Source organism: Streptomyces bambusae, assembly GCF_020532645.1.
Classification (GTDB): domain Bacteria; phylum Actinomycetota; class Actinomycetes; order Streptomycetales; family Streptomycetaceae; genus Streptomyces; species Streptomyces bambusae.
The window spans coordinates 57,059-78,126 of the sequence record NZ_JAJAUZ010000037.1 but is presented as its reverse complement, the minus strand read 5'-3'; the positions used below and the strand labels follow the sequence as shown (position 1 = coordinate 78,126).

General features: G+C 75.1%; 16 protein-coding genes, 2 tRNA genes and 1 pseudogene. 18 read left to right on the top strand and 1 reads right to left on the bottom strand.

Features of this window, described 5'->3' with window-relative positions; genetic code table 11:
- Window positions 1–257: 257 nt before the first annotated feature.
- The 13 genes from LG634_RS24165 to LG634_RS24105 all read left to right on the top strand — a co-directional run bounded on the left by LG634_RS24165 (window position 258) and on the right by LG634_RS24105 (window position 13,153).
- On the top strand, window positions 258–1,193 hold the full coding sequence (locus LG634_RS24165; protein ID WP_226736185.1) for a hypothetical protein: 936 nt from the start codon (window positions 258–260) through the stop codon (window positions 1,191–1,193).
- 19 nt (window positions 1,194–1,212) lie between these two features.
- Complete coding sequence (locus LG634_RS24160; protein WP_226736183.1) at window positions 1,213–1,968, top strand: GntR family transcriptional regulator; 756 nt, start codon at window positions 1,213–1,215, stop codon at window positions 1,966–1,968.
- Window positions 1,969–2,106: 138 nt separating this feature from the next.
- A complete protein-coding gene (locus tag LG634_RS24155; protein WP_226736181.1) occupies window positions 2,107–3,228 on the top strand; it encodes a TIGR03364 family FAD-dependent oxidoreductase in 1,122 nt (373 codons plus the stop codon).
- 5 nt (window positions 3,229–3,233) lie between these two features.
- A complete protein-coding gene (locus tag LG634_RS24150) occupies window positions 3,234–4,037 on the top strand; it encodes a phosphonatase-like hydrolase (protein WP_226736197.1) in 804 nt (267 codons plus the stop codon).
- Window positions 4,034–5,104, top strand: a complete 1,071-nt coding sequence (locus tag LG634_RS24145) for an ABC transporter ATP-binding protein (RefSeq protein ID WP_226736179.1) — start codon at window positions 4,034–4,036, stop codon at window positions 5,102–5,104. Before LG634_RS24150 ends, LG634_RS24145 begins: the two co-directional genes overlap by 4 nt.
- Window positions 5,101–6,003, top strand: a complete 903-nt coding sequence (locus LG634_RS24140; RefSeq protein ID WP_226736178.1) for a 2-aminoethylphosphonate ABC transporter permease subunit — start codon at window positions 5,101–5,103, stop codon at window positions 6,001–6,003. The genes LG634_RS24145 and LG634_RS24140 overlap by 4 nt, the downstream gene beginning before the upstream one ends.
- Window positions 5,990–6,787: an ABC transporter permease gene (locus LG634_RS24135; protein WP_226736176.1), complete on the top strand. Its 798-nt coding sequence runs from the start codon at window positions 5,990–5,992 to the stop codon at window positions 6,785–6,787. Before LG634_RS24140 ends, LG634_RS24135 begins: the two co-directional genes overlap by 14 nt.
- Window positions 6,788–6,854: 67 nt before the next feature.
- The gene (locus LG634_RS24130) at window positions 6,855–7,925 is read left to right on the top strand and encodes a 2-aminoethylphosphonate ABC transporter substrate-binding protein (RefSeq protein WP_226736174.1); all 1,071 of its coding nucleotides are present in this window, start codon (window positions 6,855–6,857) and stop codon (window positions 7,923–7,925) included.
- Window positions 7,926–8,052: 127 nt separating this feature from the next.
- Complete coding sequence (locus tag LG634_RS24125; protein ID WP_226736173.1) at window positions 8,053–9,588, top strand: alkaline phosphatase family protein; 1,536 nt, start codon at window positions 8,053–8,055, stop codon at window positions 9,586–9,588.
- A 139-nt stretch (window positions 9,589–9,727) separates the two neighbouring features.
- Window positions 9,728–10,900: a PP2C family protein-serine/threonine phosphatase gene (locus tag LG634_RS24120; RefSeq protein WP_226736171.1), complete on the top strand. Its 1,173-nt coding sequence runs from the start codon at window positions 9,728–9,730 to the stop codon at window positions 10,898–10,900.
- 116 nt (window positions 10,901–11,016) lie between these two features.
- The gene (locus LG634_RS24115; RefSeq protein ID WP_226736169.1) at window positions 11,017–11,796 is read left to right on the top strand and encodes an HAD-IIA family hydrolase; all 780 of its coding nucleotides are present in this window, start codon (window positions 11,017–11,019) and stop codon (window positions 11,794–11,796) included.
- 112 nt (window positions 11,797–11,908) lie between these two features.
- Complete coding sequence (locus tag LG634_RS24110; RefSeq protein ID WP_226736167.1) at window positions 11,909–12,484, top strand: hypothetical protein; 576 nt, start codon at window positions 11,909–11,911, stop codon at window positions 12,482–12,484.
- Window positions 12,485–12,496: 12 nt separating this feature from the next.
- Window positions 12,497–13,153 carry a class F sortase gene (locus tag LG634_RS24105; RefSeq protein ID WP_226736166.1) on the top strand — a complete coding sequence of 219 codons (657 nt, stop codon included), beginning with the start codon at window positions 12,497–12,499 and terminating at the stop codon, window positions 13,151–13,153.
- 90 nt (window positions 13,154–13,243) lie between these two features.
- On the opposite strand, the gene LG634_RS24100 is transcribed toward LG634_RS24105, so the two are convergent.
- Window positions 13,244–13,317 (bottom strand) — tRNA-Lys (locus tag LG634_RS24100).
- 182 nt (window positions 13,318–13,499) lie between these two features.
- Here LG634_RS24100 and LG634_RS24095 point away from each other — a divergent pair.
- The 5 genes and pseudogenes from LG634_RS24095 to LG634_RS24070 all read left to right on the top strand — a co-directional run bounded on the left by LG634_RS24095 (window position 13,500) and on the right by LG634_RS24070 (window position 20,990).
- Window positions 13,500–14,906, top strand: a complete 1,407-nt coding sequence (locus LG634_RS24095) for a peptidoglycan-binding protein (protein ID WP_226736164.1) — start codon at window positions 13,500–13,502, stop codon at window positions 14,904–14,906.
- A 2,045-nt stretch (window positions 14,907–16,951) separates the two neighbouring features.
- Window positions 16,952–18,124, top strand: a pseudogene (locus LG634_RS24085) (SPFH domain-containing protein); the annotation flags it as partial.
- Between the two features lie 189 nt (window positions 18,125–18,313).
- Complete coding sequence (locus LG634_RS24080; protein ID WP_226736160.1) at window positions 18,314–18,952, top strand: lytic polysaccharide monooxygenase auxiliary activity family 9 protein; 639 nt, start codon at window positions 18,314–18,316, stop codon at window positions 18,950–18,952.
- An 82-nt stretch (window positions 18,953–19,034) separates the two neighbouring features.
- A complete protein-coding gene (locus tag LG634_RS24075; RefSeq protein WP_226736158.1) occupies window positions 19,035–20,807 on the top strand; it encodes an AMP-binding protein in 1,773 nt (590 codons plus the stop codon).
- A gap of 109 nt (window positions 20,808–20,916) precedes the next feature.
- Window positions 20,917–20,990, top strand: a tRNA-Lys gene (locus LG634_RS24070).
- The last annotated feature ends 78 nt before the right edge of the window (window positions 20,991–21,068 follow it).

The window sequence follows — 21,068 nt, the reverse complement described above, 5'->3', positions numbered from 1 at the left end:
GGGTCTCGGCGCCTGCGGCCGGCGGCGGTGCTCGGAGCGTTGGGCCGGGCTGCGGAGTCTGCCGCAGCCGTCCCGGCTGTGACCCCGGGGCCGGGTGCCCCGGTTCGCCTTCGCTTTCATGGTCCGAAAGGGTGTAAAGGCGGGTGAATCGCGGCGTGGAGGGGGTGGGGGCGGTTTGTGGGCGTGGCAGGGTGCGGGGACGGCGGGGTGATTGTCACCTGGTCCGACCATCGTCCGGCGAGCAGCGAAGGCCCTTCATGCGATTCCGCACTGCACTGGCCGTGTCCGTCGCCGCGGCCGCGCTCTCCGTCTCCGGAGCGGCCGCCGCCCTGCCGGTGGCCGCTCCGGAGGCCACCTCGACCGCCGCCCGGTCGGCGGTCCCGCTGCCGGCCCGCGCCGCCGCCCTGCCGGTGGTTCCCCGGTCGGCCTCCGCCGCCGCCCCGCCCGCCGCCTCCCTGCTGACGCCCGACGCCCTGCCCGACGGCCCCCTGCCCACCCCGGTCGCCGCCGCCCCGCACGGTGTGGGGGAAGGCGGTGGGGCGCGGCCGGCGCCGGCGTTGCCGGCCCGGGTGCAGCCGGACTGCGGGGACGGGCGGAGCGGGGAGTTTCCGTTGGGCGCGCGGATCCGCGGCGGGCCGGCGGTCTACCGGACCGGTGGGGGGCCGCAGAGCTGGTACCTCGACCTGACGAACGCGACGGACCGGGCCTGTGCCGCCGTACACCCGGTCGTGGTGTTCAGCGACCGGGCACACGCGCTCGAACCGGCCCAGTTCCGGATGGAGTTCACCGCCGGCGGGGCCGCGTACCCGGTGACGCTGGAGCAGTCCGACCAGGACGAGATCATCGCCGTGTTCGACGGGGCCGGGTCCTTCCCCGGCTTCACCGTCGCGGCCAACGGCTCGGTGACGGTGCCCGTCCGGCTGGCGTTCGCCGAGGACACCCCGCCCGGCGAGGTCGTCGCCGACGCCGCGCTCGTCCAGCGCAAGGGCGACGACGGGGACTGGGTGGGGGAGAGCGGTGGTTACCGCTTCGCCGTCGAGGGTGCGGAGGAGCCGGTGGAGCCCGGGGCCGCCGGCTCCCTGGCCCAGACCGGCCGCCCCGGCCGGCTCTACGGGCTCGGCGCACTGGCCGCCGCGGGCGCCGGCACCGGTGCGGCCCTGCTGCTGGGGGCCCGGCGGCTGCGCCGCACCTGACCGCCCGTAAAGTCCCGGTGTGGAACCGACACACAGCCCCGGCTCGCCCGTCCGCTCGGGGATCCCCGAGCACGGCCGCATCCCCAAGTACTACGCCGTCAAGGCCCGCATCTCCGCCCTCATCGGGGAGTTGGGCGAAGGCGGGCTGCTGCCGACCGAGCGCGACCTCGCCGAGCGGTACGAGGTGTCCCGCGAGACCGTGCGGCAGGCGCTGCGCGAACTCCTGCTGGAGGGACGGCTGCGCCGCGCCGGCCGCGGCACCGTCGTGGCCGGCCCCAAGCTGGAGCAGCCGTTGTCCCTCGCCAGCTACACCGAGGGCGTGCGTCGCCAGGGCCGCCGCCCCGGCCGTCACCTCATCGGTCTGGAGCAGTTCCCCTGCCCGCCCGGCCTCGCCCCCGGCATCGGCGCCGAACCCGGCGAACCCGTCTGGCACATGGAGCGGGTGCTGCTCGCCGACGACGAACGGGTCGGGCTGGAGAGCACGTACGTACGGGTGGCGCGGGTGCCCCGGCTCGACAGCGAATTCCAGCCGGACTCCTCCTTCTACGGGTACCTACGCGAGCGCCTCGGGATCTCCTTCGGGGACGCCGACGAGAAGCTGGAGACGGTGCTCGCCACCCCGCGCGAGGCCCTGCTCATCGGCACTCCGCCGGCGCTGCCGATGCTGCTGATCCACCGGTTCTCGCGGGACCGGGACGGCCGGCCGCTGGAGCGGGTCCGGTCGCTCTACCGCGGTGACCGGTTCAGTTTCACCACCCGCCTCGGACCGGAGTAAACCGCCACGGACCCCAAGCAATCCCCTCCCGAGATATCACAAGAAGATAACGGGTCTGGTCCAAACGTCGGGGGCTGTTCACCAACCCGTCGCCGACCCGACCCCGCCGGGACACGGCCCGGCACCACCGTGGTCGCCGTGAGAGTCATAGTCGTCGGAGGCGGCGTGGTCGGCACCATGCACGCCTGGCAGGCAGTCCAGCGCGGCCACGAGGTCGTACAGATCGAGCGGGAAGCCGAGGCGCGCGGTGCATCGCTGCGCAACTTCGGCCAGATATGGGTGAGCGGCCGCGCGGGGGGTGAAGAACTCGCCACCGCACTGCGGGCCCGCGAGCTGTGGGAGGGCATCGGCGCCGCCGTCCCCGGCCTCGGCTTCCGCGCCATCGGCTCGCTGACCCCGGTCCGCAACGCCGACGAGTACGCCGTCGCCACGGCCGCCGCAGCCCGCCCGGACGCGCCCGCCCGCGGCTTCAAGGTGGTCACCGCCGCCGAGGCCCGCGCCGTCAACCCGGCACTGCGCGGCGCGTTCGAGGCCGCCCTGTGGTGCGAACGCGACGCCGCCGTGGAACCGCGCACCGCCCAACTCGCCCTCCGCGCCCACCTGCGCGACTCGGGCCGCTACACCTTCCTGCCCGGCCGCGAGGTCCGCGAGGTCGTCGCCACCGCGGCCGTCCGCGACGACCACGGCGACGTCCACCGCGGCGACGCGGTCATCCTGGCCACCGGCGCCTGGCTCGGCGGCCTGGTCCGCGAACTCGCCCCCGACCTGCCGGTCCGCCGGGTCCGGCTCCAGATGATGCAGACCGACCCGCTCGGCGAGGAGCTGACCACCTCCGTCGCCGACGCCGACAGCTTCCGCTACTACCCGGCCTACGCCTCCCCCCAGCTGGACGCGCTCGCCGCCGCCCGCCCGCAGGCCGCCGTGGCCGCCGAGCACAGGATGCAGCTGCTGATGGTGCAGCGCCGCGACGGCGGCCTGACCATCGGCGACACCCACGAGTACGAGCACCCCTTCGCCTTCGACACCCTCGAAGACCCGTACGACCACCTCGCCGGGGTCGTCGAGGGCTTCCTCGGCCGCCCGCTGCCGAAGGTCCGGCGCCGCTGGGCCGGGGTCTACGCCCAGTGCACCGACACCTCACGGGTGGTGCACCGCCAGCAGGTCCGCGAGGGCGTCTGGCTGGTGACCGGGCCCGGCGGCCGCGGCATGACCTGCTCGCCCGCCATCGCCGAAACGACCGCGAACGAACTGGGCTGGTGAACGACATGTCCCCGAACCCGCAGCACCCGCAGCACCTGCCGACCCCCTCCCGCCACGGCCTCGTCGTCCTCGACATGGCCGGCACCACCGTCGCCGACGGCGGCCTGGTCGAGCAGGCCTTCGGCAGGGCCGCCGCCGCCCTCGGAGTCGAACCCGGCAGCCCCGACCACGCCGGGAAGCTCCGGTACGTCCGCGACACCATGGGCGAGTCCAAGATCTCCGTCTTCCGGCACCTGTTCGGCGCCGAGGACCTGGCCCGGCGGGCCAACTCCGCCTTCGAGGAGGCCTACGCCGAGCTCGTCGACGGCGGGCTCGTCACGGCGCTGCCCGGCGCCCGCGAGGCCGTCGAGGAACTCCGCGCCGCCGGCCGCACCGTCGTCTTCACCACCGGCTTCGCCCGGCCCACCCAGGACGCCATCCTGCGCGCCCTCGGCTGGCAGGACCTCGCCGACCTCGCCCTGTGCCCGGCAGACGCCGGCGGCCGCGGCCGGCCGTTGCCCGACATGGTGCTCGCCGCGCTGCTGCGCACCGGCGCCGTGGACGACGTACGCGGGATCGCCGTCGCCGGAGACACCGCCTCCGACATGCTCAGCGGAGTCCGGGCCGGCGCCGGCATCGTCGCCGGCGTGCTGACCGGTGCGCACGGCCGGGAAGTGCTGGAACGTTCCGGCGCCACCCACGTCCTCGCCTCGGTCGCCGGCCTGCCCGCGCTGCTGGCCCGCACGGAAGCCGACGCAGCCGAGGCAGCCGAGGCAGCCGAAGCAAGAGCAGCCGGTGCCGACGCGGCCGAAGCCGGAGATCCCGCGTGAGCGGCATCCGCTTCGACTCCGTATCGGTCGCGTACCACGGCACCACCGTCCTCGACGCGCTCGACCTCACCGTCGAACCCGGCGAGGTCATGGCCCTCCTCGGCCCCTCCGGCTCCGGCAAGACCACCGCACTGCGGGCCGTCGCCGGGTTCGTCACCCCGGCCGCCGGCCGGATCCTGATCGGCGGCCGCGACGTCACCGGCCTGCCGCCGTACCGGCGCGGCATCGGCATGGTCGTCCAGCAGTACGCCCTCTTCCCGCACCTGCGGGTCCAGGACAACGTCGAGTTCGGCCTGCGGGCCCGCAAGGAGCCCAAGGCGGAGATCCCGGCCCGCGCCGCGGAAGCGCTGGAGATGACCGGCATGGCCGGCTACGCCCGCCGCTACCCGCGCGAGCTCTCCGGCGGCCAGCAGCAGCGCGTCGCCATCGCCCGCGCCCTCGCCATCCGCCCCCAGGTCCTGCTCCTCGACGAGCCGCTGTCCGCCCTCGACGCCCAGCTGCGCTCCGGCATGCTCGCCGAACTCGCCCGGCTGCACCGCGAACTCCCCGACGTCTCCATGCTCTACGTCACCCACGACCAGGTCGAGGCGCTCACCCTCGCCGACCGGATCGCGGTCATGGACCGGGCCCGGCTCCAGGACTGCGGCACCCCGCAGCAGCTCTACCGGGCGCCGCGCACCGAGTTCACCGCCTCCTTCGTCGGCCAGGCCAACCTGCTGCCCGTCACCGTCGCGGACACCGCAGGCGCCGCGCTGTTCGACGGCCGCACCCTCACCGTCGACACCGGCACGGCGGCCCCCGGCACCACCGCCACCCTGTGCGTCCGCCCGCACCTGCTCGCCCTCGGCGCCGGCCCCGACGCCCTGCACGGGCCCAACGCCCTGCACGGCCGCCTCGGCGAGGTCCAGTGGCGCGGCGCCACCCACCGGCTGTACGTCGACGTGGCCGGCCACCGGGTCGCCGCCGACCTGCCCGAACTCCGCGAGACCCCGACGCCCGGAACCGAGGTCACCCTGCACTTCGCCCCGCGCGACGCGGTCCTGCTGGCGGCGGGAGCGGGGGCATGAGCAGCACGGTCACCGAGACCGCACCCGCCGAGCGCGCAGCCGGGCCGGCCCCGGCCCGGCCCCTCGCCGCCCGGCCCGCCGGCAGCCGCACCCGATGGCTCTGGGCCGCGCCCCCGCTCGCCGGGCTCGGCCTGGTCTTCCTCTACCCCCTCGCCCTCGTCGTCCGGCAGTCGCTGACCCCCGACACCGGTGGTCCCTTCGCCGCCTACGCCGAGGTGTTCGGCTCCACCGCCTTCCGCGAAGCGCTGTGGACCACCGTCTGGCTGGCGGTCGCCGCCACCGCCGGCTGCCTCGTGCTCGGCTTCGTCCTCGCGCTCGTCATCGCCTTCGTACCGTTCCCCGGAGCCAGGGCCGTCGCCCGGTTCGTCGACGTGTTCCTCTCCTTCCCGTCGTTCCTCATCACCCTGGCCCTGCTGTTCGTCTACGGCACCGTGGGCATGGCCAACGGGATGTGGACGGACCTGACCGGAGAGCCCGAGGGGCCGTTCCGCTTCCTCGCCACCCCGTGGGGCGTCCTGCTCGCGGAGATCACGTACTTCACGCCGTTCGTGATGCGCCCGCTGCTCGCCGCGTTCTCCCAGCTCGACACCGCGCAGCTGGAGGCAGCCTCGGTGCTCGGCGCGCGGCCGGGCCGGATCGTGCGGCAGGTGATCCTGCCCGAGGCGCTGCCGGCGCTCGCCGCGGGCGGCAGCCTCGTCCTCGTCCTGTGCCTGAACGAGTTCGGCATCGTCCTGTTCACCGGGGCCAAGGGGGTCACCACCCTGCCGATGCTCGTCTACGGCAAGGCGATCCTCGAATCCGACTACCCGGCGGCCTGCGTCGCCGCCGTCGTCAACATCGCGGTGTCCGTCGGCCTGTTCGGCCTCTACCGGGTGGTGGGCAAGCGTGCTGGTGCATAGCAAGGCGGGCCGCTGGGCGGCCTGGAGCCTGTTCCTCTTCCTCTTCCTGCCGCTGTTCGCACTGCCGCTGCTGGTGGTCGTCGCCGCCTCCTTCGCCACCCACTGGTCCGGCGCCCTGCCTTCCGGCCCCACCGGCGCCAACTACGGCGCGGCCGTCCGCGGCGAGTCCCTCCGGGCGCTCACCACCAGCCTGGTCACCGCCCTCGTGTCGAGCCTCCTCGCGCTCACCGCCGGCACCTGGGCGGCGCTCGCCGCCCAAGCCCTGCGCAAGGGTGCCCGCCGGGTGATGGACGCCCTGTTCGTACTGCCGGTCGCGGTGCCCTCCGTGGTGGTCGGGCTCGCCGTGCTGGTCGCCTTCAGCCGCCCGCCGCTGCTGCTCAACGGCACCGCCACCATCGTCGTCCTCGCCCACACCGTCCTCGTCACGGCCTTCGCCTACCAGTCCGTCTCCGCTGCCCTGGTCCGCCTCGACCCCGCCTACGAGCAGGCCGCGGCCAGCCTCGGCGCCCGGCCCGGACACGTGCTGTGGCGGGTGAAGATCCCGCTGCTGCTGCCCTCGCTGAACGCCGCAGCCGGACTCTGCTTCGCCCTGTCCATGGGCGAGTTGAGCGCCACGATGATGCTGTACCCGCCGGACTGGATGCCGCTGCCCGTGCGGATCTTCGCGGCCACCGACCGGGGGTCCCTGTTCACCGGCTCGGCCCTCGCGGTGGTGCTGATGGCCACCACGCTGCTCGTCCTGGCGGCCTTCTCCCGGATCCGCACCAGGGCCTCGTACCGCTGACGGCCGAGGTCCCTCCCGAACACCCTCCTCCTCCGCCCTCCCCTGTCCTGCCAAGGAGAACCCCCGCATGTCCCGCAACCCCCGCACCCTCCTGCGCCCGGCGCTCGCCGCCGCCGGCAGCCTCGCCCTCGCCGCAGCCCTCACCGCCTGCTCCGGTGCCGCCGGCGCCGACGACGCGAAGACCGTGACCGTCTACAGCGCCGACGGACTCAAGGGCGAGAACGGCGACGGCTGGTACGACAAGGTCTTCGCCGATTTCACGAAGAAGACCGGCATCAAGGTCGAGTACGTCGAGGGCGGCTCCGGCGAGATGGTGCAGCGCGCCGTCCGAGAGAAGTCCAACACCCAGGCCGACGTGCTGATCACGCTCCCGCCCTTCATCCAGCAGGCCGCCGGCAAGGGCCTCATCGAGAAGTACCGGCCGCAGGGTTCGGACCACGTGCAGGGCGGGGACAAGGCGGCCGACGGCACCTGGACCTCGGTCGTCAACAACTACTTCGGCTTCATCTACAACAAGAAGGACCTGCCGCAGCCGCCGAAGACGTGGGAGGAGCTCCTGGACGGCAAGTTCAAGGGCAAGCTGCAGTACTCGACGCCCGGGGTCGCCGGCGACGGCACCGCCGTGCTCATCAAGGCCACCCACGACTTCGGCGGCGAGGCCCCGGCGCTGGCCTACCTGAAGAAGCTCCAGACCAACAACGTCGGCCCGTCGTCCTCCACCAGCAAGCTCGCACCCAAGACCGACAAGGGCGAACTGCTCGTCGCCAACGGTGACGTCCAGATGAACTTCGCCCAGTCCAAGTCCATGCCCAACCTCGGCATCTGGTTCCCCGCCCGGGAAGGCGGCCGGCCGACCACCTTCGCGCTGCCCTACGCGGCCGGCCTCGTCGCCGGCGGCCCGCACTCCGAGAACGGCCGCAAGCTCCTCGACCACCTGCTCTCCGAGGAGTCCCAGAAGCTGGTCAGCGAAGTCGGCGGCGGCTTCCCCGCCCGTACGGACGTCAAGCCCACGGACCCCAACGCGGTCGCCCTGACCGCCCTGATGGCCGGCGTCGAGGTCTTCGAGCCGGACTGGACGGACATCGACCGCAACCTGTCCGACCGCGTCGCCGCCTGGAAGTCCGCCACCGGCAGCTGACCACCGCTTCCGCACCGCCCCTGCTCCGCACCGCCCCTGCTCCGCACCGCTCCTGCTCCGCACCGTCCCCGCTCAGCCTCTCCCCGCACGGTCCGCGCAGTCCCCACGACCACTCCCGGAGGAGTACGTGATCACCGCCCCCGCCCCGCTGCCCTCCCGCCGGGCCCTCGCCGTGGCCGCCACGGCCGCGGCCCTCGTCGCCGGCACCCTCGGCAGCACGGCCGCCACCGCCGACGAGGCCGCGGCGAACCCGGACAAGGTCTTGGTCATCGGCCTCGACGGGGTGGTCCTCGACCGCCTCAAGGCCGCCGACGCCCCGCATCTGAACGGGCTGATGGCCCAGGGCCTCACCGCCCGCAGCACCCTCTACGCCAACCCGATGGCCGCCACCTCGTCCGGCCCCGGCTGGTCCACGATCGCCACCGGCGTCTGGCCCGACAAGCACGGCGTCAAGGACAACTCGTTCACCGGCAAGAACTACGCCGCGTACCCCGACTTCCTCACCCGCATCGAGAACGCCGCCCCCGCCCTCAACACGTACGCGGCCGCCGACTGGGAGCCCATCACCTCCACCGACCAGAACGGCCCGATCTTCTCCGCCAAGGTCGACAAGCGGCTCTCCCTCAAGGGCGACCGCGACGGCTACGGCAGCGAGGACCCGAAGGTCGCCGCGGCCGCCGCCGCGGAACTCCGCGACCAGAACCCCGACGCCGCCTTCGTCTACCTCGGCGAGGTCGACACCGCCGGCCACGCCTCCGGCGCCAACAGCCAGAACTACCTGAACGCCATCGCCCGCGTCGACGTCCTCGTCGGCAAGCTCCTCACCGCCGTCCAGCAGCGCCCGACGTACGGCCAGGAGAACTGGAAGATCCTGGTCACCACCGACCACGGGCACACCGCCACCGGCGGCCACGGCGGCTCGACCATCGCCGAACGCGGCACCTTCGTCATCGCCAAGGGCGCCGGGATCCCCGCGGGCTCCGTCCGCGACGACGTCCGCCTCGCCGACGTCGCCGCCACCGCCCTCCAGCACGTCGGCCTGCCCGCCGGCGCCGCCATCGACGGCGTCCCGCTCGGCACTCCCGTCGGCGACGCCTTCGACACCCTCCGCCCGAGCCTGCGGACCCGGGTCGACGAGACCGGCATCCCGGCCGCCACCAAGGGCTTCACCCGTACCCCGCCCACCGGCTGGTCCGTGGACAACTCCCGCATGGGCACCGGCGGCGTCACCGAATGGGCCGGCTGGTCCTTCGCCACCGACGAGTTCTGGACCCAGGCCCAGCGCGACCAGTGGCGCGAGCTGAACGTCCGCTCCCGCAACGTGTTCGCCGTCGCCGACTCCGACGAGTGGGACGACAAGACCCACACCGGGACCTTCGACTCCACCCTCATCGGCCCCCGCCTGCCGGTCACCGCCGGGACCACGGCCACCCTCCGCTACACCACCCACTACCGCCACGAAGCCCCCCAGACGGCCCAGGTCCTCGTCTCGTACGACGGCGGCCCGGCCACCGTCGTCAAGAGCTACACCGCCGACGCCCTCGCCCGGAACGAGGCCCTGCCCCTCCAGGTCCCGGCCGGCGCCACCGACGTCCAGGTCCGCTTCCGGTACACCGGCAGCAACAACTGGTTCTGGACCGTCGACAACGTCAGCGTCGGCTAGCCGGTCGGCCCGTGCGGCGGTCGGCCCGCCGGCCCGTTGCTCCGTCCAGCGCAGGCGCCCGCCCGCCCCGGGCCACCCGGAAGCCGCCTCGCGGCCCGGCCCCGGGGCGGCGCGGGCGCCGAGCGTGTATGCAGGAACGATGGACCCCCGCTCCCCGACGGCGAGCCGGCACCGACCGCGGACGCAGCGGCGGGCCCGGCTGGCCGTGCCGTTCGCGCTCATCGTGGTCGTCACCGTCGCGGACCTCATCTCCCCGGCCGAGGTGCACCTGGGGCCCTTCCTGGCCGCCGCCCCGGCCCTCACCGCGTCCTTCCGCGGGCCGCGTGCCACCGCCCTCGTCGGCGCCGTGGCCCTGCTCGCCCAGACCCTCGTGGCCGGGCTGCGCACCGAGATCACCGACCTCAACCACACCGTCCAGATCAGCGCCCTCCTCGTCATCTGCGTGTTCGTCACCCTCTTCGCGCACTTCCGGGAGGTCCGCGAGAGGGAGCTGACCCAGCTCCGCTCGGTCGCCGAGGCCGCCCAGCGGGTGGTGCTGCGCCCGCTGCGCGACCGGATCGGACCGCTCCGCGTGGCCTCCGTGTACCTCGCGGCCGAAGCGGAGGCCGAGATCGGAGGCGACCTGTACGCGGCAGCCCGCACCGCCCGCGGCACCCGGCTGATCATCGGCGACGTACGCGGCAAGGGCCTGGAAGCGGTCGGCGACGCGGCCCTCGTGCTCGGCGCGTTCCGGGCCGCCGCCCACCGGGAGGCGGACCTGCCGGGACTGATCGCGTTCCTGGAGGGCACGGTGTCCGAGGACCGCGAGGACGCCGTCACCGACGGGCGGCCCGCAGGCCACGGCGCCGAGGACCCCGCCGGACGCGTCGAGGCGTTCACCACCGTCGCCGTCCTCGACATCCCCGACGACGGCCCCGCGCTGCACCTGCTCAGCTGCGGCCACCCGCCGCCGCTGGTCCTGCGGGAGGGCCGGATCCGGCCGCTGGAGGTCGACGAGCCGGCCCCGCCGCTGGGGCTCACGGAATTCGTCACCACCCGCCTGCGCGCCCAAACCTTCCCCTTCGGGCCCGGGGACCTGCTGCTCCTCTACACCGACGGGGTCATCGAGGCCCGCGACACGCACGGCCGCTTCTACCCGCTCGCCGACCGGCTGGCCGGCGCACCCCGGCACAGCCCGCAGGCCCTGCTGGACCACCTGTGCGCCGACCTGCTGGCGCACGCCGCCGGCGGCAGCCTGGGCGACGATGCCGCGATGGTCGCCATCGAGCGGCTGCCGGCCGGTCCGGGCAGGGGCGGTCCGGGCGCGGGCTGAGGGCGCCCCAGGTCCGCGCCGTGGACGCCGGACGCATCCCCGGCCATCGCCCGTTAGGGTGGTACAGACCACAGATCATCAAGGTCAGAGGCCACCGCAGAGCGGAGAACAGTCCAGTGGCAGAGCGCAAGCCGATCGAATCCTGGCTCACCGACATGGACGGAGTCCTCATCCACGAGGGCACCCCGATCCCCGGCGCGGATCAGTTCATCAAGCGGCTGCGCGACTCGGGCAAGCCCTTCCTGGTCCTCACCAACAACTCCATCTACACCCCCCGCGACCTCCAGGCCCGCCTCCAGCGCATGGGCCTCGACGTGCCGGTGGAGAACATCTGGACCTCCGCGCTGGCCACCGCCAAGTTCCTCGACGACCAGCGCCCCGGCGGCACCGCGTACGTCATCGGCGAGGCCGGCCTGACCACCGCGCTGCACGACATCGGCTACGTGCTGACCGACCACGACCCGGACTACGTGGTCCTCGGCGAGACCCGTACGTACAGCTTCGAGGCCATGACCAAGGCGGTCCGGCTGATCAACGCGGGCGCCCGGTTCATCTGCACCAACCCGGACGAGACCGGCCCGAGCACCGAGGGCCCGCTGCCCGCCACCGGCGCCGTCGCCGCCCTGATCACGAAGGCCACCGGCAAGAAGCCGTACTTCGCCGGCAAGCCGAACCCGCTGATGATGCGGACCGGCCTGAACGCGATCGGCGCGCACTCCGAGACCAGCGCGATGATCGGCGACCGGATGGACACCGACGTGCTCGCCGGTCTGGAGGCGGGCATGCAGACCTTCCTCGTGCTGACCGGGCTGACGTCCCGCGAGGACGTCGACCGCTTCCCGTACCGGCCGTCCAAGACCGTCGACTCCATCGCGGACCTCGTCGACCGGATCTGACCGGTTCCCCACCCGCCCGGCGGGCAGGCCGCACCCGTACGGGTCAGCGACACGCCTGCCGGGATGCGGCCGGGTCCCGCCCGCGTGAACCTCCGTACCAGGAGGTTTCACGATGCGCACTGCTCTGCTCGCTCTCCGTGCCACCGGGGCGGCCGCCGTCCTGGTCGCCGCGTCCGCCGCCACCCTCGGGTACGCCCCGCCGGCCGCCGCGGAGGAGGAGCGGCGCGGCACCGTCCAGGTCAGCCCCTCGCCCGCGGCACCGGGGGAGCAGGTCCGGCTGAAGGTGGAAGGCTGCGCGTCGGGCGTGGCGAAGTCCGAGGTGTTCGTCGCCGACGCCGAGCTGTCCGGCGGGGGCGGCGACCGCGGTACGGCACACGGCGACGCGATGATCCGGTCGCGGGCCGAACCCGGCTGGTACACGGTCCACGTCAGCTGCCACGACCACGGCCGCAAGGCGACCGGCAGCATCCGGATCGGCCACCGCCAGCCCAGCCACCACCCCTCGCCGGTCTGGCCGGTGCACGCGGGCGGCGGCGGCATGTCGGCGGAGCTGGCCGCGGCGCGCAAGGACGGCGACGAGGGGCCGGGGCTGCCGCACACCGTGATCGGCGCCGTCCTCGCCTGCGCCGCCACGCTCGCGGTCGCGGGCCGGGCGCTGCGGCTGCGCCGTCGCCGCAGTGGCGAGTGAGCGGCACCCGGCATGGGGGATGAGCCGCGCACCGCGCTGAGCGGGCGGATGCTGACGGGGCTGGCCTGGGCGGTGCTGGTGCTCGGCCTGTGGCTGTGGGGCCGGGAGATCACCGACCTGCCGGCGGGCAGCCCGGGGGCGGCGGGCGCGCTGTTCGGCACCGGCCTGCCGGCCGCGCACCCGCCGCTGCCGGGTGCGGCGCTGCCGGCCCGGGTGGTGCTGCCGTCGCTGGGCGTCGAGGCGCCGGTGGTGGCGCGCGGGCTGGACGCGGACGGGGCGGTCGATCCGCCGCCGTACGACCGGCCCGGCACGGTCGGCTGGTACGGCGGCGGTGCCCGGCCTGGCGCGGCGGGGCCGGCGCTGCTGGTGGGGCACGTGGACACGGCGTCCAAGCCGGCCGTCTTCTACGGGCTCAGCTCGGTCGCGAAGGGCGATGCGGTGCGGGTGGTGCGGGCCGACGGGGTGGTCGCCCGGTTCACGGTCGAGGACGTCCAGGTCTACGAGCGGGAACGTTTCGACGCGGCGAAGGTGTACGGGCCGCGGGTGCCGGGCCGGGCCGAGCTGCGGCTGATCACCTGCGGTGGGACCTACGACCGGACGGCGAAGGAGTACACGGCGAACGTGGTGGTGTCCGCGTACCTGACGGGGGTGGACGGCGCGAAGAAGTGAGGCCGCCCGGACCCGGTCCGGAACATGGTCCTGAACATGGTCCTGAACATGAAGAAGCCCCTCGCTGCTGCGAGGGGCTTCTTCTGTCTGTGCGCCGCCAGGGACTCGAACCCCGGACCCGCTGATTAAGAGTCAGCTGCTCTAACCAACTGAGCTAGCGGCGCTTGCTGACAGAGAAAACTCTACCCCACCTGCGAGGGTGCTCCGAACCGGGCCACGCCGGGGTTGTCCGATTAACCCATCTTCGTGCCGTTATGTGTGCAGTATGTGTGAGGCCCGCACCGCATGTGACGAGCATTCAGACGAGCACGCAGGGGAGTGGACGGACAGCATGACCAAGGAGCCGATGCCTACACCGGTGTTCCAGGACTACACACCCGACGGCGACTGTGCCTGCGCGGGCTGCGCGGAGCAGCGCGCGGCCCTGCGGCGCGGCGGGCATCCCGCCGCGCACGGACCGCGCCGGGCACTCGTCCTGGTGACGGCCGCCGGAGTGGTTCTCGGCGGCGGGGGCGGAACTGCCGCGGCCGTGGACGGGCCGGCCGCCGGCCCGTCCCCGGGACCGGGCGCCGCCGCGGGCGCGCCGGAGCCGGAGACTCCGCAGGGGCGGCCGGGGGTGCTGCACGGGCCGGGGGCGCCGCTGCCCGGGCCGGGCCCGACCGAGCCGGCGCCGGTCCGGCGCATCGACCGGGCGACGATCATCAAGCGGGCGCAGCTGTGGCTGGACGCGAAGGTGCCGTACAGCATGGCGAAGTACTGGACGGACGGGTACCGGCAGGACTGCTCCGGCTACGTCTCGATGGCCTGGGACCTCGGGTCGAACGAGTGGACCGGCAGCCTCGACACGTTCGCCACGCCGATCACCAAGGACGAGCTGCTGCCGGGCGACATGCTGCTTTTCCACAACCCCGACAACCCGAGCAAGGGCTCGCACGTCACCCTCTTCGGGGGCTGGACCGACCACACCCGGACCCAGTACCTGGCGTACGAGCAGACCCCGCCGGAGACGCGCCGGCTGGCGACCCCGTACGGCTACTGGAAGAACGCCGACAAGTACCTGCCGTACCGCTACAACGGCGTCACCGGCGGGATCACCGACGAGCCGCCGGCGGCCGAGCCGATGCCGGGGCCGGGGGCGTCGGCCGCCTACCCGGGGCGGTACGCGTTCGGGCCGGGCGCGGACAACGCGCAGGTCGCGCGGCTGGGGCGGCTGCTGATCGGGCGCGGCGGGGCCCGCTTCTACCCCTCCGGGCCCAGCTCCCGCTGGAAGGACGCGGACCGGCTGGCCACCCAGGCCTTCCAACGCGCCCAGGGCTGGCGCGGCACCGCCGCAGACGGCCTGCCCGGCCCTGCCACCTGGCGCCTCCTCGTCCGCAACCAGGGCCGCAACATCCCGCCGGCGGCGGGCACCCCGGTCACGCCGGTGACCGTGCCGGGGCGGCCGCTGCCTGCGCCCGGGAGCGCGCCCGCGCGGCCGGGGCCGGCGGGCCTGCCCGGGAGGCTCCCCGGTGCCGGCCCCGCGTACCCCGGTGCGGCGGTGTTCCGGCCCGGGCAGTCGCACGCGGCGATCACGGCCCTCGGACGCCGCCTGCAGGCCAAGGGCTTCGGCAAGCACTACACCACGGGCCCCGGCCCCGCCTGGACCGAGGCGGACCGCCGGAACGTGGAGGCCTTCCAACGCGCCCAGGGCTGGCGCGGTTCCGCAGCAGACGGCCACCCCGGCCCCGAAACCTGGCGACGTCTCTTCGCCTGACGGAGGCAACCGTGCACCCCACCCACACCACCACCGGCACCCTCTACCTCCCCCCGAACCCCGAGCCCCCCACCCCGCAGATGAGCCACCCCCCGGCCCAGGACCTGCCCCTGACGCAGGACCGGGACCTGGCCCCGAGCCAGGACCAGACCCCGGCGCCGGCCCAGGACCAGTACCTGGCCCCGGCCTCGGGACCGACCCCTGCCCTGGCCCCGGCCTCGGCCCTGACCCCGGGGCTGGACCTGGCCCGGCATCCGGACCCGGCTTCGGGGGCGGGACTGCCCCTGGGCCCGGCTCCGGCCCCGGCCCCGGGGGTTGCCCACGACCCGGCTCCGGTTTCGGCCGTGGACCTGGCTCCGGCCCCGTACCTGGGTCCGGCCTCGGTCCTCGACCTCGCTCCTGGCCCGGACCTCGCCCAACACCTGGACCCCGACCCCTCCCAGCGCCTGGTCCAGCACACGCCCCAGGCTTCGGCCCCGGCTCCTGCCCCGGCCTCGGCCTCGGTCCGGGGGGCGGCCCCGGCCCCGGGCCTGGCTCCGGCTCTGGCCCCGGCCTTGGCCCTGGACGCGGCCCCGGCCCCGGCCCCGGCTCCGACGCCGGTTCCGAGGGCGGTCCACGACTCGGCTCCGGCCTTGGCCTCGGCCCTGGACTCGGCTCCGGCCGTGGACCCGGCTCCGGCCTTGGCCTCGGCCCTGGACTCGGCTCCGGCCGTGGACCCGGCTCCGGCCTTGGCCTCGGCCTTGGACCCGGCTCCGGCCTTGGCCTCGGCCTTGGACCCGGCTCCGGCCTTGGCCTCGGCCCTGGACCCGGCCCCGGCCCCGGCCATGGACCTGGCTGCGGCCCCGGCCCCGGCCGTGGACCCGGCTGCGGCCCCGGCTCCGGCCGGGACCCCGGTTCGAGGTGCGGCGTACGACCCGGCTCCGGCCCCGGCCCGGGGGGAGGTCCCCGCTCCGGCTCCTGGCCGGGAAACGGGGCTGTGGCACAGGCACCCGAGTCAGGGGGCGGCGCCGGCCCGGCGTCAGGCCGTGGCGGGCACCGGTCCCGGCCGGGCCCGGCCGGCAACAGGCGGTAAGCAGGAAGGCGGCGCCCTCGCCCTCACGGCGCCGGTCTCCGACCCACTGCCGGTCCGGTCCGACGGCGGCCGCCTGCGGATCGGCCTGCCCGCGGCGGCCACGCCGCGCCCCTCCGTCGGCCCGGAACGGGCGCCCGGCGCGCCGCCGTTGGTGGCCCAGCCGCGAGAACCCCTCGCCGCGGAAACCGCGTCCCCGCCGACAGCCCGTAACGCCGTTCACCCGCCCACGGGAACTGCGCCCCGGGCAGGCGCGACGCCGGAACCCGGGGAAGCCCCGCCGCGCCCGCACGCCGGTGGCCCGAACGGCACCGCGACGGCCGGGGAAGCGCCGCCCGCCGGCCCCGCCGCCGCACCCGGATCCCGTACCCCGGCACGCCCGGACGCTCCGGTGAGCCGTGCCGTCACGCCCGGGCCCCACGCCCCGGCACGGCCGGCGGCATCGGCCGGTCCAGCAGCCACCCCCGAGCCGCACCCCGTGGCGCGGGCGGCCGCCCCGGCGTCCGCCGATCCCACCGCCGCGCCCGGGCCCCACGCCCCGGCACCGGCGGACCCGGCCGCGCCCGACCAGGTGGCGCCCGGGTGGAGCGCCGGGCCCGACGGGGGGGCCGAAGGCGTTGCCGGTGGGCCGGCGGAGGCCGGGCGGGGTGGGGCCCCGGTGCCCGACGACCTCTCAGGCGAGGTGGTGGTGCGGCATCGTCCTGCACCGGACGACACCCAGGTCATCCCGCTGATCGACAGTGCGCAGGGGGCCCCGGCCACCGATGACGCGCAGGTCGGCGCCCCGGGCGCAGTCGCTGAGGACGACGCGCAGGTCATGGCCCTGCGACCTGTCGCCGAAGATGACACGCGGGTCACGGCCCTGTGGCCCGTTGCCGAGGACGACACGCAGGATCTGCCCGTCGTCCCCATGCCGCTCGTGCGGGCGTACGGGGTGCCCGGGCCGAACCGGCGGGTGCGGCGGAGGGCCGGTGCCGGGGAGATCCCCGTCCACCTGATGTTCCGGGACGGGTCCGGGGCCCCGGCGGGCAGCGTGCCGCTGCCTGCGGTCCCGTTCCCGGTGACCGGCCCGCGCCCCGGCCGCGCGCCCGGACCCGAAGGCGGTCCGCAGCCCGGCCTGGGCGCCGTGCCTGACGGCCGCCCACGGTCCGGCCGGGATGCCGCACCCGACCGCGGCCCGCAGCCCGTTCGCGGCTCCGCACCCGACGGCGCCCGCCGGACCGGACCCGGCGCCGCCCCCCGCCCCGCAGCCCCCGCCGACCCCCAGGTGCGGGAGCGGCCGGGGCCGGTGCTGCCCGGGTGGGTGGCGGTCCTGGCCGGGGGAGTGGCCGTGGCCGGTGGGCTGGGGGTGCTCGGGTGGGCCGGGGCGTGGCCCGGGCGGGTCGAGCGGGCGCTCGGTCTGACGGTCCGGCCACACGACGCGCTCGGCGTGCTCGACTGGACCGCGTTCGTCGTCCTCGGCGTGATCGCGCTGCTCGCCCTCGGCGGGCTCGGCCGCGGCCGGGTCGGCCACGCCTGGGTGCTGACCCTGTTCGGCCGCTACCGCGGCACCGTCCGCCGTACCGGCCTGCTCTGGGTCAGCCCCCTGCTGCTGCGCCGCCGCGTCGACGTACGCCTGCGGCACTGGCGCAGCGATCCCGTGCCGGCCGTGGACGCCGGGGGCCTCGCCCTCCGGGTCGTGGTCCAGGTCGTGTGGCGGGTCCGGGACACCGCCCGTGCCACGCTCGCCGTCGAGGACCACACGGCGTACCTCGTCGAACAGGTCGAGTCGGCCCTCGCCCGGGTGCTGTCGCAGCTTCCGGCGGACGCCTTCCACGAGGACGCGCCCACCTTGCGCGACGCCGAGGCCGTCGGAGACGCCCTCACCCGGATGCTCGCCGCGGAGACCGCGGCCGTCGGCATCGACGTGTACTCCGCCCAGCCCACCCGCATCGAGTACGCCCCCGAGGTCGCGGCCGCGATGCAGCGCCGCCGGGTCGCCGCCATCGACGCCAAGCACCGTGACAGCGTGCTGAGTTCGGTGGTCGACGCGGTCGACGACACCATCCGCCGGCTCACCAGCCGCGGCATCGTCGAACTCGACGACTACGAACGCAAGGCGCTCGTGAAGGACCTCACCGTGGCCTTCTACACCGGCCGCCAGGAGTAGCAATACCTCCCACCCGCCCCACGACGGCCGGACCCCGCACCACGGGGCCCGGCCGTTCCCGCATTGGTCTGGACATGGCCAACTCCCGTCAATAATCTGAGACTTGGTCTAGACCTGAAATCCCGGACGCGCGCCCTCACCGCCACCTCATCCCCGCATCCCCACCCCCCCCACGTTCGAGGAGCACCCATGCGTCACACCCTCATATCCCGCCCCCGCACCCCCGGCGGCCTGCGCACCGGCCGCACCGGCTCCACCGCGCTCGCCCTCGGCCTCGTCCTCGGCGCCACCGTCCTGGTGGCCCCCGCCGCCGAGGGCCACGGCTATACCGACCTGCCCATCAGCCGCCAGAAGCTCTGCCAGAACCGGACCGTCTCCGACTGCGGTCCCATCCAGTGGGAGCCGCAGAGCGTCGAGGGCTTCAAGGGTTTCCCCGCCGCCGGCCCCGCCGACGGCAGGATCTGCGCCGGCGGCCACAGCGAGTTCGCCCAGCTCGACGACCCGCGCGGCGGCGCCTGGCCGGCCACCCCGGTGACCAACGGCCAGAGCTACAACTTCCGCTGGCAGTTCACCGCGAACCACTCGACCACGGACTTCCGGTACTACATCACCAAGAACGGCTGGGACTCCGGCAAGCCCCTGACCCGCGCCGCCCTGGAGCCGGCCCCGTTCCTGAGCGTCGCCTACAACGGCGCCCGCCCCGCCATGACCACCGTCCACCAGGGCCGGATGCCCTCGGGCAAGACCGGCCGGCACATGATCCTCTCCGTCTGGACCGTCAACGACACCCCGATGGCCTTCTATGCCTGCTCGGACGTCGTCTTCTAGGCGCATGCCCGCAGGCCCCACCGCCGGGGCCGCACCGCCAGGGCCTGCACCACCGAGGCCCGCGCCGCCTTCAATTCTGACGATGCGTCAGTTATGGTGCGGCGCCATGGCGACCAGCGGCACGGGCACACCCGACACCGTCGCGGAACTCGTCCTGCGCCGGTGGGGCGACCACCGGACCGGGCTGAGGGACCACGAGACCACCCTCAGCCACCACCGGGCCGTCCGGGAGTCCGCCGCCCGTGCCGCACTCCTCGTCGACCTGCTGCCCCGCGGGGCCGAACCCCATCTCGGGATCCTGCTCGACAACACCCCCGAGTTCCCGCTGTGGCTCGGCGCGGCGGCCCTCGCCGGGGCCGCCGTCGCCGGCATCAACCCCACCCGCCGCGGCCCCGAGCTGGCCCGCGACGTCCTCCACACCGACTGCCGCGTCCTCCTCACCGAACCCGCCCACCTGCCCCTCCTCGCCGGCCTCCACCTCCCCGGCGTCCGGATCCTCGTCACCGGCACCGAGGAGTACGCCGCCCTGCTCGCCCCGTACGCGGACGCCGTCCCCGGCGAGGCCGTGCTCCGCCCGGGCGGCCCCCGCCCCGCCGACCGGCTGCTGCTCTACTTCACCTCCGGTTCCACCGGCGCCCCCAAGGCGGCCCTGTGCACCCAGCGCCGCCTCGCCCGCGCCGGCGCCGCCCTCGCCCGGCGGTTCCGCGTCACCCCCGAGGACGTCCACTACATCTGCATGCCGATGTTCCACGGCAACGCGGTGATCGCCGACTGGGCGCCCGCCCTGCACGCGGGCGCCGGCATCGCCCTGCGCCGCCGGTTCTCCGCCTCCGCTTTCCTCGACGACGTCCGCCGCTTCGACGCGACGTACTTCACCTACGTCGGCCGGGCCGTCCAGTACCTGCTGGCCACCCCGCCCCGCCCCGACGACCGCGACCACCCGCTGCGCACCGGCTTCGGCACCGAGGCCGGCGCCGTCGACGCGGCCCGCTTCGCCGACCGTTTCGGCGTCCCGCTCGTGGAGGGCTACGGCTCCTCCGAGGGCGGCGCCGCCGTCCAGCACACCGACGACACCCCGCCCGGCGCCATCGGCCGGGCCGCCCCCGGCGACGACCTCGCCGTGGTCGACCCCCGCACCCGGCAGGAACGCCCGCCCGCCCGCACCGGCCCGGACGGCACCCTGACCGGGGTGGCCGAGGCCATCGGGGAACTCGTCAACCGGGGCCGCAGCCCCTTCGAGGGCTACTGGCGCAACCCGGAGGCGGAAGCCGCCCGGCTCCGCGACGGCTGGTACTGGACCGGCGACCTCTTCTACCGCGACGAGTCCGGCTTCCTCTACTTCGCCGGCCGCACCGACGACCGGCTCCGCGTCGACAGCGAGAACCTCGCCGCCGCGATGATCGAGAACATCCTGGCCCGCTGGCCGGCCGCAGCCGCCGTCGCCGTCCACGCCGTCCCGGACGAGGTGGCCGGCGACCAGGTGATGGCCGCGCTCGCCCTGCACCCGGGCACCGCCTTCGACCCGGGGGCCTTCGCCGCCTTCCTCGCCGCCCAGCCCGACCTCGGCACCAAGATGGCCCCGCGCTACCTGCGCATCGTCCCGTCGATGCCGGTCACCGCCACGAACAAGGTCCACCGGGTCGCCCTGCGCCGCGCCGCCTTCCTCCCGCACCCGCCCGAGCCCGCCCCGGCCTCCGAGCCCGCCCAGGCGACCGCCCCGGCCCCCGTCACCGGCCCCGTCTGGTGGCGGCCCCCGGGCGCCCCCGGCTACCGCCCGCTCTCCGCCGCCGACCTGGCCGGCCTGCTGGCGGCGTACGAGGACCACGGGCGCAGCGGCCTGCTGGGGCTGTCGTGAGCCCCGCCCGGCACCCCCGTACCTCGCGCCGCACCCGCCCCGCGGGCACCTCCGGACCGGGTGGTCACGAGCACCCCTCGGGACCAGGTAGTATTTTCTCTGTCAGCAGGCGCCGCTAGCTCAGTTGGTTAGAGCAGCTGACTCTTAATCAGCGGGTCCGGGGTTCGAGTCCCTGGCGGCGCACCTGATCTTCGGGCGGTTTCCGGTTCACCGGGAACCGCCCGAAGTGTTTTCCGGCCGGGCTCCACGGCCCGCTCCGGA